The organism is Achromobacter deleyi (assembly GCF_013116765.2).
Classification (GTDB): Bacteria; Pseudomonadota; Gammaproteobacteria; order Burkholderiales; family Burkholderiaceae_B; genus Achromobacter; species Achromobacter deleyi_A.
In genome coordinates this window covers 4,798,579-4,813,286 of the sequence record NZ_CP074375.1, presented here as the reverse complement: position 1 = coordinate 4,813,286, position 14,708 = coordinate 4,798,579, and the positions used below count along the sequence as shown (strand labels likewise).

The window sequence follows — 14,708 nt, the reverse complement described above, 5'->3', positions numbered from 1 at the left end:
GGGCGCGATGCAGACACAAGCGGCGGAAAAGTCCCTGGCCACGCCCACACCCATTCTTGAGGTGCACGGACTGAAGACGCATTTCTTCACGCGCAACGGCGTGGTGAAGGCGGTCGATGGCGTGGATCTCACCTTGGCCGAAGGGGAGATCCTGGGGCTGGTGGGCGAATCGGGGTCGGGCAAGAGCATAACCGGCTTTTCGCTGATGGGCTTGCTGGACGAGCCTGGCCGCATCGTCGAGGGTCGGCTGCTGCTCAATGGCGAGGACTTGCGCGGCGCGTCGCCGGCGCGCTGGCGGCAGTTGCGAGGCCAGGAGATCGCGATGATCTTCCAGGATCCGATGATGACGCTGAACCCCGTGCTGCGCGTGGACACGCAGATGATCGAGGCGGTTCAGGCACACGGCAAGGCAACGCGCGAACAGGCGCGCCAGCGCGCCCTGCAGACCCTGACCATGGTTGGCATACCGTCGCCGCAAGAGCGCTTGCGGGCATATCCGCATCAGCTTTCAGGCGGCATGCGGCAGCGCGTGGCGATCGCGATCGCGCTGCTCAATTCACCGCGCCTCATCATCGCGGACGAGCCCACCACCGCGCTGGATGTCACGATACAAGGCCAGATCCTCTTCGAAGTGCGGAAACTCTGCCGCGAAACGGGTACCGGGCTGATCTGGATTACACACGACCTGGCGGTCGTGGCAGGCCTGGCGGATCGCGTGTCGGTCATGTACGCGGGACGCGTCGTGGAAACCGGCAGCACGGAGGCGGTCCTCAGTCATCCCATGCATCCCTACACGCACGGGCTGATCGCTTCCATTCCGACACCGGAGTCCCGCGGAAGACCGCTCGTGCCGATTCCAGGCATGACGCCGTCCTTGCTCAACCTGCCGCAAGGCTGTGCGTTTCGCGGGCGCTGTCCGCGCGCCACCGACGCCTGTCTGGCCGAGCCGCAGCCCGTGGAAGTGCGCCCGGCGCAGTGGGTGCGCTGCTGGCATGCCGGAGGCCCGGACATCAAATGAACGCAGCTGAACGCGACAACACTACTCCCATCCTGGCGCTGCGCGGGGTCGAGCTGCGCTTCGTGCAGCCGGTGGACCTGGCCGGACGCATCGCGAACCTGTTGGGCGCGGGCCTGAAGACCCAGGTGGTGCATGCCGTGGCCGGCGTGGACCTGGAAGTGCAGCCGGGCGAAGTGATCGGCATCGTGGGCGAATCAGGCTGTGGAAAATCCACGCTCGGCCGCATTGTTTCGGGCATTCTCCCGCCTACGGCGGGCGATGTGCTCTATCAGGGCAAGGCCGTGCGCGCCATGAGCGGCCAGGAGCGGCGCGTCTATGAGCTGGGCGTGCAGATGATCTTCCAGGATCCGTACGCGTCGCTGAACCCGCGCATGCGCGTGCGCGAGATCATCGGCGAGGCGCCCGTGGCGCATGGCCTGATCCGATCGCGGGACAAGGCGGAGTATGTGGCCGGCCTGATGCGCCAGGTTGGGCTGGATCCGAGTTTTGCACAGCGTTATCCCCATCAATTCTCGGGCGGCCAGAGGCAGCGCATCGGTATTGCGCGGGCGCTGGCGTTGAAACCATCGGTGATCGTTTGCGACGAGGCCGTGGCCGCGCTGGACGTTTCGATCCAGGCCCAGGTGCTGAACCTGTTCGAGCAGCTGCGCGCCGACCTGGACCTGACTTATCTTTTCATCAGTCATAACCTCAGCGTGGTCAGCCATATCTCGGACCGCGTCGCGATCATGTACCTTGGGCGCGTGGTTGAACTTGCGCCGACCGATACGGTGTTCCAGCGGGCCAATCATCCTTACACCCAGGCCTTGCTGAAGGAACTGCCTACGCTGGTTCCCGGACGGCGCACGTATCAGCCCATCAAGGGCGAGCTGCCGTCGCCGCTGGATCCGCCAACCGGCTGTGCGTTCCACCCGCGTTGTCCACATGCCATGCCGCGGTGCAAGGTAGAGCGGCCGTTGCTGCGGGAGATCGCAGCGGGGCAATTCAGCGCGTGCCATTTGAACGATGCCGGCTGACCCTGATCCGAAAAAGGGCTGGACGCGGAATTGGCAGAGGGCGAGAATTCCCGCACGAGCAAGCGATTCAAGCATGCGTCACCTGTCAACTTACACTGCTTATCCACAGCCATGAAAACCATAGCCGAAATCGAACGCGTACACGGGGATCTCACCGCGTTGCGCCGGGATATCCACGCGCATCCTGAATTGGCATTCCAGGAAACTCGCACTTCCACATTGGTGGCCGAGCGTTTGCGCGGCTGGGGACTGGAAGTCCACACAGGGTTGGGGAAAACCGGCGTGGTGGGAATTCTGCGCGCGGGCAGCGGCAAGAAGACCATAGGCCTGCGCGCCGACATGGATGCGTTGCCGATGCCCGAGCACAACCGCTTTGCGCACAAGTCCACGATCAGCGGCCGCATGCATGGCTGTGGCCATGACGGGCACACGACAATGCTGCTGGGCGCCGCACAGTACCTGTCCTCGCACCGGAACTTCGACGGCACCGTCGTGTTCATCTTCCAGCCCGCCGAAGAAGGCGGCAACGCCGGCGCTCGCGCCATGATGCAGGACGGCCTGTTCGACAAGTTCCCCTGCGACGCGGTGTTCGGGATCCACAACATGCCTGGCATGCCGGTCAACCAGTTCGGTTTCCGCGCAGGTCCGACGATGGCGTCCAGCAATCGCTGGGACATCGTGATCAAGGGCGTTGGCGGCCATGCGGCGCAGCCCCATGCGTCGGTCGATCCTATCATCGTGGCGGCCGACATGGTGCATGCCCTGCAGACGGTCATTTCGCGCAGCAAGAATCCGCTGGAGCAGGCGGTGCTGTCGATTACGCAAATCCACGCAGGCGATGCGTACAACGTGATACCTGGCGAAGCAGTGCTGCGTGGCACGGTGCGTACGTATTCGGTTGAAACGCTGGACAAGATCGAGGCCGACATGCGGCGCATCGCCACCACCTTGCCGCAGGTCTACGGCGGCACGGGCGAACTGGATTTTGTCCGCGCCTATCCGCCGCTGGTGAACTGGGAAAAGGAAACGGCCTTCGCGGCGAAGGTTGCCGAAGACGCGTTCGGCGCGGATAAGGTGCTGCGCGACATGCCGCCCTTCATGGGTGCGGAGGATTTCTCGTTCTTCCTGGAAGCGATTCCGGGCTCTTACCTGTTCCTGGGCAATGGCGACGGCGATCATCGCATGGAGAGCTATCACGGCATGGGACCGTGCCAGCTGCACAACCCCAATTACGACTTCAACGATGCCCTGCTGCCGGTGGGCGCGACCTATTGGGTGAAGCTCGTGGAAGCATTCATGCCGGCGCCCTAAGGACCGATACGCTATTTGCTTATAAGCGTTTCCTCATGAAGTCGCGGGCCTCCCCCGCGGCTTCGTTCTATATGACGTGAAGCTTTGTTCAAACGCCGATAACTTCGTTTGAGATACATGGCGTGCTTTCCATAATCGACCGTTCCAGACATGCCGCAAGGCGAACCGGAGCGATCGATGTCCCAGAGCAACGCCTTGCGGCGCGAAGTTGACGCCGCCCCCGTCCCCCAGGAGCAGTCCTTTGAACTGCGGCCTCTGCCCGGCCCCGTGGGCGCCGAGATCATAGGCCTGGATCTGTCGCGCGAACTGGCGCCTGCCGATTTTGCGCGGGTTCACCGGGCGCATCTGGACCATCATCTGCTGGTGTTCCGCGACCAGCGCATCACGCCGCAGCAGCATATCGACTTCAGCCGCCGCTTCGGCCGCCTGATGATCCACGTGCTGCATCAGTTTCATCTGGCCGGCCACCCCGAGATCCTGATCGTTTCCAACATCCTGGAAGACGGCAAGCCGATCGGTTTGGGCGATGCAGGCAAATACTGGCATTCGGACATCTCGTACAAGGAACTGCCCAGCCTGGGCTCCTTGCTGCATGCGCAGGAGCTGCCATCGGAAGGTGGGGACACCTTGTTCGCGAACATGCACCTGGCCTACGACACTTTGCCCGCCGCCCTGCGAAATGCGATCGAGGGCAAGCGTGGCGTGCATTCCTATCTGGCCCAGTATGGGCAGCTGCAGAAGGAAGGCAACTGGCGCCCGAACTTGAGCGCTCAGCAGATCTCGCAGGTGCAGGAGGTGGTGCATCCGGTGGTGCGCACCCATCCGGAGAATGGCCGGCGCGCGTTGTTCGTGAGCGAAGGATTCACGACCCGCATCGAAGGCCTGCCGGAGGACGAAAGCCGCGCCTTGCTGGGCGAATTGTTCGCGCACAGTATCCGCTCCGAACATATCTACCGCCACCGCTGGCAGCCGCATGACCTGGTGTTCTGGGACAACCGTTCGCTGATCCATCTGGCGGGCGGCACGCCTGATCATCTGCGCCGCAAGCTGTTCCGCACAACGATCGAAGGCGATACGCCTTTCTGAAAATGCGGCCGCCAACGGCGCGCCACCACTTATCCACAAGGAACGCCATGCGTTTGTCCTCTGCTCTACGGGATCGACTGGTCCAAACCGTCACCGGCGCCGGCGTGGCGCTGATTCTTGCGGTGCTGGCGCTGGCCTCGCCCACGCCCGCGATGGCCGAAGGTCGCATTCGCATCGCCGAACAATACGGCATCGTGTATCTGCTGCTGAACGTGGCGCGCGATCAGCAGCTCATCGAGAAACACGGCAAAGCCGAGGGTGTGGATATCTCGGTGGAGTGGGCCAAGTTGTCGGGCGGCTCGGCGGTGAACGACGCATTGCTGTCGGGCGCCGTGGATATCGCGGGGGCCGGCGTGGGCCCGTTGCTGACGATCTGGGACCGCACGCACGGCAAGCAGAATGTGAAGGGCGTGGCGTCGCTGGGCAATTTCCCCTATTACCTGGTCAGCAACAACCCGAACGTGAAGACGATCGCCGACTTCACGGACAAGGACCGCATCGCGGTGCCCGCGGTCGGCGTCTCGGTTCAATCGCGCGTGCTGCAGCTGGCCTCGGCAAAGCTGTGGGGCGACGCCCAGTTCAACAAGCTGGACAAGATTTCGGTGGCGCTGCCGCATCCGGATGCGGCAGCCGCGATCATCGCGGGCGGCACGGAGATCACGGGCCATTTCGGCAACCCGCCCTTCCAGGAGCAGGAGCTGGCCGAGAACCCGAAGGCGCGCATCGTGCTCAATTCCTATGACGTGCTGGGCGGCCCCAGTTCGTCCACCGTGTTGTTCGCCACCGAGAAGTTCCGCCGCGACAATCCCAAGACCTACAAGGCTTTCCAGGAAGCGCTGAAGGAAGCCGCGGCGTTCGCCTCCGCCAATCCCGAGAAGGCGGCGGATATCTACCTGCGCGTCACCGGCGCCAAGCAGGATCGCGACTTCCTGATCAAGGTGATCAAGAATCCCGACGTGCAGTTCAAGCTGGAACCGCAGAACACGTTTGCGCTGGCCGAGTTCATGCACAAGGTGGGCGCGATCAAGAATGCGCCGGCGAGCTGGCGTGACTACTTCTTCGACGATCCCGTCACGGCGCAGGGCAGCTGATATGGGACTGATCGCCGCCGGCCCTGTGGATAAGGTTGAAAAGGCCACGCCCTTGCTGGCTGTGGATAAGGTGTCGATCGAATATAAGACGCGCGAACGGCGCGTCCGTGCGACCCATCAAGTGAGCTTCGATGTGCACGGCGCCGAGCGCTTCATCCTGCTGGGACCGTCCGGTTGCGGAAAATCGACGCTGCTCAAGGCGATCGCCGGATTCATCGAACCGACCGAAGGACGCATCGCGATCGACGGCAAGCGCGTCCAGGGGCCGGGGCCGGACCGCATCGTGGTGTTCCAGGAATTCGACCAGCTGCCGCCCTGGAAGACTCTGCGGCAGAACGTCGCGTTTCCGCTGCTGGCTTCGCGCAAGCTGAACCGGCGCGAGGCCGACGAACGCGCGATGCACTATCTGGACAAGGTGGGCCTGTCCGCCTTTGCCGACGCCTATCCCCACACCCTTTCGGGCGGCATGAAGCAGCGCGTGGCGATTGCGCGGGCGCTGGCCATGCAGCCACGCGTGCTGCTGATGGACGAGCCGTTCGCGGCGCTGGACGCCCTGACTCGGCGGCGCATGCAGGAAGAACTGATGGCCTTGTGGGAAGACGTGCGTTTTACCCTGCTGTTCGTCACGCATTCGATCGAAGAGGCGCTGGTGCTGGGCAGCCGCGTACTGCTGCTGTCGCCGCATCCAGGACGCGTGCGCGCCGAGCTGAATGCACATGCCTTCGACCTGCACAGCCAGGGCTCCGCGGCCTTCCAGGCCGCCGCAAGACGCATCCATGACTTGTTGTTCGATGCGCCCTCGCCCACGCTTGCCGAGCGTGCGGCGGCATGAAGGAAAGCGCATGAACAGCACTTACGCCGGGTCGACCCTGGTCCGTCCCGAGGTGGAATATGACCTGCCGCCCTTGCCCGCGCAGGCCGCCGAGGCGCCGTTGCCGTGGCACGAACGCCTGTGGCAGCATGCCAGCCTGCGCAAGCTGGTAATCCTGGCCTTGCTGGCCGGCCTGTGGGAACTGGCGGCGCGCTATACCGACAATGACCTGCTGCTGCCCGGCGCCTGGCAAACCGCCCAGGCCTTCGTCCAGGGTATCGCCAGTGGTGAACTGCTGGCGCGCGCCGGACAGTCGCTGCGGGTGCTGGTGCAAGGCTATGTGGCCGGAGTGGCGCTGGCTTTCGTGCTGACCACGCTGGCGGTGTCGACGCGGTTCGGGCGCGACCTGCTGTCCACCCTGACTGCAATGTTCAACCCGCTGCCGGCGATCGCCCTGCTGCCACTGGCGTTGCTGTGGTTCGGCCTGGGCGAAGGCAGCCTGGTATTCGTCCTGATCCACTCGGTGCTGTGGGCGCTGGCGCTGAACACCTATGCGGGCTTCCTGGGGGTCTCGGAGACCCTGCGCATGGCGGGGCGCAATTATGGGCTGACCGGACTGCGATATGTCCTGCAGATATTGGTGCCGGCCGCGCTGCCAGCCATCCTGGCGGGCCTGAGGATAGGCTGGGCGTTTGCCTGGCGCACGCTGATCGCCGCCGAGCTGGTGTTTGGCGCGTCCAGCGGCAAGGGCGGGTTGGGCTGGTACATCTTTCAGAACCGCAACGAGTTATACACAGACCGGGTGTTCGCCGGACTGGCTGCCGTGGTGATCATCGGCCTGCTTGTGGAAAACCTGGGATTCGATACTTTGGAGCGTTTGACGGTCAGGCGCTGGGGCATGCAGCGCTGACGGACCTTGAGTCCCGCCGCGGAGCTGGGGATAAAAGAATGGGGGCGGTTCCTTGCGGGACCGCCCCCAATTTCATGCTCCGCCGATGGTTACAGCTCCAGCCCCAGCGCGCGGGCGACGCCGGCGGCGTAGGCCGGATCGGCCTTTTTGAAGTGCTCCAACTGGCGGCGCTGGATTTCCTCGGGCACGCCCGCCATGTGGCGGCCGATGTTGCCGAACAGAAGCTCCTGCTGCGCCGGCGTCATCAGGCGGAACAAGGCGCCCGGCTGCGAGTAGTAGTCGGCATCCACCCGGTGGTTCCAGCGGGCGGCGGCCTGGCCGTCGAGCGCCAGGGGCGGTTCGCCCGCCGACGGCGTTTCTTTCCACTCGCCCGCGCTGTTGGGCTCGTAGTTCAGCGTGCCGCCCGCATTGCCGTCCACGCGGCCGGCGCCGTCGCGGTGGAAGCTGTGGAACGGGCAGCGCGGCGCATTCACCGGGATCTGATGATGGTTGATGCCCAGGCGATAGCGATGCGTGTCGCCATAGGAGAACAGGCGGCCCTGCAGCATCTTGTCCGGCGAAAAACCGATGCCGGGGACCACGTTGGCCGGCGTGAACGCGGCCTGTTCGACTTCCGCGAAGTAATTCTCGGGGTTCTTGTTCAGTTCCAGCACGCCGACTTCGATCAGCGGATAGTCGCCGTGCGGCCAGACCTTGGTCAGGTCGAACGGGTTGATATGGTAGGTCGCGGCTTCCGCTTCGGGCATGATCTGCACCTTCAGCGTCCACTTCGGGAAGTTGCCTTGCTCGATGTTGTCGAAGAGGTCGCGCTGCGAACTTTCGCGGTCGTGGGCGACCACCTGCGCGGCTTCTTCATCGCTCAGACAGGCTATGCCCTGCTGCGACTTGAAGTGGAACTTCACGTAAAAGCGTTCGCCCGCGCTGTTGATGAAACTGAAGGTATGCGAGCCAAAGCCGTGCTGCTGGCGCAGGTTGGCGGGAATGCCGCGGTCGCTCATGAGCGTGGTGACCTGATGCAGCGATTCCGGGTTGAGCGACCAGAAGTCCCAGGCGGCGGTGGCGTTGCGCAGGTTGGTCTTGGGATCGCGCTTCTGGGTGTGGATAAAGTCCGGGAACTTCAGCGGATCGCGAATGAAGAAGACGGGCGTGTTGTTGCCCACGAGATCCCAGTTGCCTTCGTCGGTATAGAACTTGATGGCGAAGCCGCGCACGTCGCGCTCGGCGTCGGCCGCCCCGCGTTCTCCGGCCACGGTGGAGAAGCGCAGGAACAGGGGGGTCTGCTTGCCCACCTGGGAAAAGATGTTGGCGCGGGTGTAGCGGGAGATGTCGTGCGTGACGGTGAACGTGCCGTAGGCGCCCGAGCCCTTGGCATGGACGACGCGTTCGGGGATGCGTTCGCGGTCGAAATGCGCGAGTTTTTCAATCAGCCAGAAGTCTTCCAGCAGCGCCGGGCCGCGAGGGCCGGCGGTCAGCGTGTTGTTGTTGTCCGGCACCGGCGCGCCCGAGGCGGTGGTCAGAGGCTTCTTGTCGGTCATGGCACACTCCCTATGTCATTCCTGGATTGCGCGAGCCGCTGTCGGGCCGCGCGGCGTTGCGGATGCGGCCCGGCTGCGGGGCGGCCGGACGGCAAACTCAGACCCATAATAGGGGCCATGGGGGCCGATGGGAAGTTGATTGATCTTCCACTAACGATTAATAATAACTATTGATATCCGGTGCGGGAATAGAAAATGCTGAGCGTGCCCTTCGCGGTCTGTGCGCAGCGCGCATAAAAAAACCGGCCCCAAAGGGCCGGTTTTTCGTTCTTGCGGGAGCGCCGATCAGCGATTGGCCGCCGCTTCCGTCTTGCGCTGCATGGCGCGCGTGATGGACCACTGCTGCGCGATCGACAAGGTGTTGTTGACGCACCAGTAGAGCACCAGGCCGGCCGGGAAGAAGAACATCATCCCGCCGAACACCAGGGGCATGATCATCATGACCTTGGCCTGGATGGGGTCCGGAGGCGTCGGGTTCAGTTTGATCTGCAGGAACATGGTGGCCATCATGATGGCGGGCAGAATGAAGAACGGATCGCGGACCGACAGGTCATGGACCCACAGGATCCAGGGCGCGCCGCGCATTTCCACGCTGGCCAGCAGCACCCAATACAGCGAGATGAACACCGGGATCTGCACCACCATGGGCAGGCAGCCGCCCAGCGGGTTGATCTTCTCGGTGCGGTACATCTCCATCATGGCCGCATTGAGCTTCTGCTTGTCGTCGCCGTACTTTTCCTTCAAGGCCTGCAGACGCGGGGCCACCTGCTTCATGCGGGCCATGGAGCGGTAGCTGGCGGCAGCCAACGGGTAGAACACGGCCTTGATCAGCACGGTCAGCGCCACGATCGTCCAGCCCCAGTTGCCCAGGATGGAATGCAGCCAGGTCATCAGCGTGAACAGCGGCTTGGCGATGATGGTCAGCCAGCCGTAGTCGACGACCAGTTCCAGGCCGGGGGCGAGTGCCGCCATGGCCTTCTGGTCTTGCGGACCGACCCACAGGTGCGAATCGACGCGCGCGGCGGCGCCGGGGGCGATCTCGCCCACGGCTTCGATGCTGCGGGCGGCGTACAGGTTCTTCTGTACTTCCAGCAGTTCGTTCGTGCGCGGCTTGCCTTGCGGCGGCACCCAGGCAGTGGCGAAGTAGTGCTGGACGACGGCGATCCAGCCGTTGTCCGTCTGCTTGATGTAGTTGGCCTTCTTCTTTTCGATGTCGCTGAACGTGCTCTTCTGGAACTTGTCCTGTTCCGAGTAGACGGCGAAACCGGTGAAGGTGTGATAGAAGCTCGACGTGTCGGCCGGGTCGTTGCCGTCGCGCTCGAGCTGCAGGTACAGCGAGGGCGTCACGGGCGCAGCGCCGATGTTGGCCAGGTCATGGCGCACATCGATGTCATAGCGGCCGCGATGCAGCGTGAACGTCTTGGTGACCTTCACACCGCCCGATTCGCCTTCAAACGTGACAACCAGGTTGTCGCCGGTCAGTTCGCGTTCTTGGGACACGAGGCGGAACGGGGTCTGGTGCGTGGGGAAGGTCTGGCCATTGGGAGCGCCGACCACGCCGGTCTGCACCACGTAGTTCAGGCCCGCGGAGCGGTCCAGCAGCACCGTGGGCTTGTCCGGCTGGCCGGTCGCCGGATACTTCAGCAACTCGGCGCGCACCAGTTGGGCGCCCATGGTGTCGAAGGTCAGACGCAGCACGTCGGTCGTGATGACGATTTCTTCCGAGCGTGCAGGCGCGGGGGCGGCGGCGCCAGGCACCGCGGAGGGCGCGCTGGCCGCGGCTGCGGGCGCGCTGGGCACCGAAGGCGTCGCGTTGTTCGCGCCAGCCTGCGGTTGGCTCGTGCTGGCCGCGGGCGTGGGGCCCCCGAACAGCGACGGCTTGCCGTTATGGATTTGCCAGTTGTTCCAAAGGAGCAACAGCGAAAAGGAAAAAATCATCCAGAGGACGGTTCGTCGGATATCCATGGTGCCTACTGAAGTGAATACGGGCCAGCAAAGCCCGCCAGTTTAGCGTCAATCGTGCTCGGTGCGGTGGCTGTGGGAGCAGCACGGGGCGTCATTGGTTCCCTTGGCCGGCGGAACCGGATCCAACCCGCCCGGAGACCACGGGTGGCAGCGGCCTATGCGCCGGACAGCCAGCCAGAAGCCGCGCCAGGCGCCATGGCGTTCGATCGCTTCGATCGCGTACGCCGAGCAAGTGGGGGTAAAGCGGCACTGCCTTCCGATCCAGGGACTCAGGAAGAACCTGTAGAACCGGATCGGGGCAATGAGTAGAGCCTTGATCATCGCGCGATCCGCTCAAAGTGAGCGTCCACTTCGGCTCGCGCCGCGCGTTTCAGCGCGGTGAGCGTGGCGGGTGCGACCTTGCTATGCAGGCGCACGACGTAATCTTTTGCCGGCAGCGCCAGGCGCCGATGGCGAAACGCTTCGCGGATGACCCGCTTCAAGGCGTTGCGCGTACTGGCGTGGGCGGCGAACCGCTTGGCGATCACCAGCCCCAGGCGTGCACAGGCATCCTGGCCGGGAGGCAGATCATTGGGAGCCGAGCTGACAATGAAGAACGCCCCTCGGGCAAGACGTCGGCCTTTGAGGGCGGCGGCGAACTCGGAGGGGCGATGCAGCCGCGCCTCCGGTGGAAGCGTGGAGCGCGGCATGGACTGCGGGTCAGGCGTTTGCGCGGAACCGGAACAGGATTGCGAGAGGTCTTGCAATATGGCCGGTCCGTGCAAATAGTCAGGTTTCCGGAAAACCGGAAAACCAGGACTTAGACGGCCAGACGCTTGCGGCCCTTGGCGCGACGGGCGCTCAGGATGGCGCGGCCAGCGCGGGTTTTCATGCGCACGCGAAAGCCATGGGTGCGCTTGCGGCGGGTAACGGAAGGTTGGTAGGTACGTTTCATGGACGATCCACAAAAAGAACAAAAGTCAGAAGGGACCTGCCCGGAGGGTTCCAGGTCGCGCAATGCAGAAGCGGGTATCTAGTAAGCATTTTTGCAACATGTGCAAAAAACAACTCGTAGACGGGGCTCTGGACCGAGAATTTCTTCCCGGTACTCTGGGAATTTCTTCCCAGGCGACCTATTCAGCAAAGCTAAAAACCGGACAGTTGACCAGCGAGGCATCAATGAAGACACCACTTTCTGGCAAGCCCGGCTAAGCTCTCTGTGAAACCTTCTGACAGACAGAATTCGGAAAAGCCCACCATTTCAGCAAGTTTTCCCTGTCTTGTCAAACAGTTAAGCCAGGCAAGTGTAGACGCTTATGCCCTACCCTGTGGATAACCCCTGCCCAGGCAAGGTAGAATCGAGGTTTGAATAAGAGCGACATGAAAGAATTCTGGCAGACCTGCGTCAGTCGTCTTGAGCAGGAACTCCCCCCCCAACAAATCAGCGCGTGGATACGACCGCTGGTCCCGCTTGCGTACGACGAAACGCAGGCGGTGCTGCGCGTTGCCGCGCCCAACCGCTTCAAGCTGGATTGGGTGCGCAAGAACTTTTCCCACCAGATCGAAGCGTTGGCCGCGGAGTGGTTCAAGCGCCCGGTACAGGTCCTGTTCGAATTGCCTTCTCATGGAGCAGCGCCGCGCATGCCGGTCGCGCCCGTGCGCACGCAGCAACCCGAGCAAACGCACCTGTCCGCGGCTTCTCCCTCAGGCGGCGCGCCGCCAGTGACCGTCACGGTATCGACCGCCCCGCCCCCTCCCGCGACGACGACCGCGGCCCAGGCAGTGAACGCGGATGCGGCCAATATCGTGTACGAGCGCTCGCGCCTGAACACCGACCTGACGTTCGAGAACTTCGTGACGGGTAAGGCCAACCAGCTGGCGCGCGCCGCCGCGCTGCAAGTGGCCGAGAACCCGGGCACCTCCTACAACCCGCTGTTCCTGTACGGGGGCGTGGGGCTGGGCAAGACTCACTTGATCCACGCCATCGGCAATGCGATGGTGGCCGCGGGCACGGGGGTGCGCGTGCGCTATGTGCACGCCGACCAATACGTGTCCGACGTGGTCAAGGCGTACCAGCGCAAGGCGTTCGACGATTTCAAGCGCTACTACCATTCGCTGGACCTGCTGCTGATCGACGATATCCAGTTCTTCTCCGGCAAGAACCGCACGCAGGAAGAGTTCTTCTACGCGTTCGAAGCGATGGTGGCGCAGCGCAAGCAGATCATCATCACCAGCGATACGTATCCGAAGGAGCTGTCGGGCATCGACAGCCGCCTGATCTCGCGCTTTGATTCCGGTCTGACGGTGGCCATCGAGCCGCCGGAACTGGAAATGCGCGTGGCGATTCTCTTGCGCAAGGCGGAATCCGAAGGCGTGCCCATGCCCGAGGAAGTGGCGTTCTTCATCGCCAAGCATCTGCGCAGCAACGTGCGCGAACTGGAAGGCGCGCTGCGCAAGGTCCTGGCCTACGCCCGCTTCCACGGCCGCGACGTGCTGACGGTCGATGTCTGCAAAGAAGCCCTGAAGGACCTGCTGTCGGTGTCCAACGGCCAGATCACCGTGGAAAACATCCAGAAGACGGTTGCGGATTTCTACAAGATCAAGGTGGCCGACATGTACTCGAAGCGCCGGCCGGCCAATATCGCGTTGCCGCGCCAGGTTGCGATGTACCTGGCGAAGGAGCTGACCCAGAAAAGCCTGCCGGAAATCGGCGATTTGTTCGGCGGCCGTGATCACACCACGGTGCTGCACGCCGTTCGCAAGATTTCCGACGCCCGCGCCAAGCAGGCGGAGCTCAACCATACCCTGCACGTGTTGGAACAAACTCTAAAAGGATGAACATGCAACTCGTACAAACCACACGCGATGCATTGCTGAAACCGCTATCGACTGTGGCGGGCATCGTCGAAAGACGCCATACCCTGCCCATTCTTGCGAACATCCTGATGCGCAAGGAAGGCAACAAGGTTGCTTTCATTGCGACCGACCTGGAAGTGCAGATCACCACGCATGCCGACTTCGGCGTGGGCCAGGACAACGAGTCCACCACGGTCGCGGCGCGCAAGCTGCTGGACATCCTGAAGGCGCTGCCGGACACGGGCGATGTGCGCCTGGCCCTGGCGAGCAACAAGCTGTCGGTGCAGTCGGCCAAGAGCCGCTTCGCGCTGCAGACGCTGGCCGCCAGCGAGTTCCCCACCGTTGCTCAGCCCGAGCAGTGGGATGTATCGCTGACCATGCCGCAACGCACGCTGCGCCACCTGTTTAACATGGTGCACTTCGCCATGGCCCAACAGGACATCCGCTACTACCTGAACGGCATGCTGCTGGTGTTTGAGCCCGGCCGCGTGCGCGCCGTCGCCACCGACGGCCACCGTCTGGCGCACTGCTCGACGGAAGCCGACGGCATTGCCGAACGCCACGAAGTGATCGTGCCGCGCAAGACCGTGCTGGAAATGCAGCGCCTGCTGGAAGACTCCGACGAGGTGGTTTCCATAGATGTCGCGCCGGGCCAGATCCGCTTCCGCTTCGGTGACGTGGAACTGGTGTCCAAGCTGGTCGAAGGCAAGTTCCCCGATTTCACGCGTGTGATTCCCACGAACTACACGCGTCACTTCCTGGTCGGGCGCGAAGCGCTCCAGGGCAGCCTGCAGCGCGCCGCCATCCTGACCACGGACAAGTTCAAGGGCGTGCGCCTGCAACTGGCGCAGAACCAGATGAAGATCTCGTCTTCCAACGCCGAGCAGGAAGAGGCGCAGGAAGAAATCGACATCGACTACGGCCATGAAGCGCTGGATGTGGGTTTTAACGTGGGCTATTTGCTTGACGTGCTGGCCAACGTGAAAGTCGACAATATCCAGTGGTCGGTCATGCCGGACGCCAATGCGTCGGCACTCATCACCCTGCCCGAAGACGACCAATTCAAGTACGTCGTCATGCCCATGCGGATCTGATCCGCGCCCCATTTGTGGGATTGTGCCGCTTGCGGG

At 63.3% G+C, this 14,708-nt stretch carries 14 protein-coding genes; 9 read left to right on the top strand and 5 right to left on the bottom strand.

Annotated features, from left to right (window positions below; translation table 11 throughout):
- Nucleotides 1–7: 7 nt before the first annotated feature.
- From HLG70_RS21710 to HLG70_RS21680, 7 genes are all read left to right on the top strand, one after another.
- Nucleotides 8–1,018, top strand: coding sequence for an ABC transporter ATP-binding protein (locus HLG70_RS21710; protein ID WP_171666024.1), 1,011 nt, complete (start codon nucleotides 8–10; stop codon nucleotides 1,016–1,018).
- Entirely contained in the window at nucleotides 1,015–2,034 is a 1,020-nt protein-coding gene (locus HLG70_RS21705) for an ABC transporter ATP-binding protein (protein WP_171666026.1), read from the top strand. Before HLG70_RS21710 ends, HLG70_RS21705 begins: the two co-directional genes overlap by 4 nt.
- A 111-nt stretch (nucleotides 2,035–2,145) precedes the next feature.
- On the top strand, nucleotides 2,146–3,345 hold the full coding sequence (locus tag HLG70_RS21700; protein WP_171666028.1) for a M20 aminoacylase family protein: 1,200 nt from the start codon (nucleotides 2,146–2,148) through the stop codon (nucleotides 3,343–3,345).
- A gap of 177 nt (nucleotides 3,346–3,522) precedes the next feature.
- Nucleotides 3,523–4,431: a TauD/TfdA dioxygenase family protein gene (locus HLG70_RS21695; RefSeq protein WP_171666030.1), complete on the top strand. Its 909-nt coding sequence runs from the start codon at nucleotides 3,523–3,525 to the stop codon at nucleotides 4,429–4,431.
- Between the two features lie 47 nt (nucleotides 4,432–4,478).
- Entirely contained in the window at nucleotides 4,479–5,522 is a 1,044-nt protein-coding gene (locus HLG70_RS21690) for an ABC transporter substrate-binding protein (RefSeq protein ID WP_171666032.1), read from the top strand.
- A gap of 1 nt (nucleotide 5,523) precedes the next feature.
- The gene (locus HLG70_RS21685; RefSeq protein WP_171666034.1) at nucleotides 5,524–6,354 is read left to right on the top strand and encodes an ABC transporter ATP-binding protein; all 831 of its coding nucleotides are present in this window, start codon (nucleotides 5,524–5,526) and stop codon (nucleotides 6,352–6,354) included.
- Nucleotides 6,355–6,364: 10 nt separating this feature from the next.
- Nucleotides 6,365–7,243, top strand: coding sequence for an ABC transporter permease (locus HLG70_RS21680; RefSeq protein WP_171666036.1), 879 nt, complete (start codon nucleotides 6,365–6,367; stop codon nucleotides 7,241–7,243).
- An 89-nt stretch (nucleotides 7,244–7,332) separates the two neighbouring features.
- On the opposite strand, the gene HLG70_RS21675 is transcribed toward HLG70_RS21680, so the two are convergent.
- The 5 genes from HLG70_RS21675 to rpmH form a co-directional block, all read right to left on the bottom strand.
- Nucleotides 7,333–8,778, bottom strand: coding sequence for a catalase (locus HLG70_RS21675; protein ID WP_171666039.1), 1,446 nt, complete (start codon nucleotides 8,776–8,778; stop codon nucleotides 7,333–7,335).
- 285 nt (nucleotides 8,779–9,063) lie between these two features.
- The gene (gene yidC / locus HLG70_RS21670; RefSeq protein ID WP_171666041.1) at nucleotides 9,064–10,743 is read right to left on the bottom strand and encodes a membrane protein insertase YidC; all 1,680 of its coding nucleotides are present in this window, start codon (nucleotides 10,741–10,743) and stop codon (nucleotides 9,064–9,066) included.
- Between the two features lie 48 nt (nucleotides 10,744–10,791).
- A complete protein-coding gene (gene yidD, locus HLG70_RS21665) occupies nucleotides 10,792–11,064 on the bottom strand; it encodes a membrane protein insertion efficiency factor YidD (RefSeq protein ID WP_171666043.1) in 273 nt (90 codons plus the stop codon).
- Nucleotides 11,061–11,432 carry a ribonuclease P protein component gene (locus HLG70_RS21660; protein WP_171666587.1) on the bottom strand — a complete coding sequence of 124 codons (372 nt, stop codon included), beginning with the start codon at nucleotides 11,430–11,432 and terminating at the stop codon, nucleotides 11,061–11,063. The genes yidD and HLG70_RS21660 overlap by 4 nt, the downstream gene beginning before the upstream one ends.
- Before the next feature lie 110 nt (nucleotides 11,433–11,542).
- Nucleotides 11,543–11,677, bottom strand: a complete 135-nt coding sequence (gene rpmH / locus HLG70_RS21655; protein WP_006228069.1) for a 50S ribosomal protein L34 — start codon at nucleotides 11,675–11,677, stop codon at nucleotides 11,543–11,545.
- A gap of 425 nt (nucleotides 11,678–12,102) precedes the next feature.
- On the opposite strand from rpmH, the gene dnaA reads away from it, so the two are divergent.
- Both dnaA and dnaN read left to right on the top strand, forming a co-directional pair.
- Nucleotides 12,103–13,560 (top strand): chromosomal replication initiator protein DnaA, encoded by a 1,458-nt coding sequence (gene dnaA, locus HLG70_RS21650; RefSeq protein ID WP_171666045.1) that lies wholly within the window; start codon nucleotides 12,103–12,105, stop codon nucleotides 13,558–13,560.
- A gap of 2 nt (nucleotides 13,561–13,562) precedes the next feature.
- Nucleotides 13,563–14,672, top strand: a complete 1,110-nt coding sequence (dnaN, locus tag HLG70_RS21645) for a DNA polymerase III subunit beta (protein WP_171666047.1) — start codon at nucleotides 13,563–13,565, stop codon at nucleotides 14,670–14,672.
- The last annotated feature ends 36 nt before the right edge of the window (nucleotides 14,673–14,708 follow it).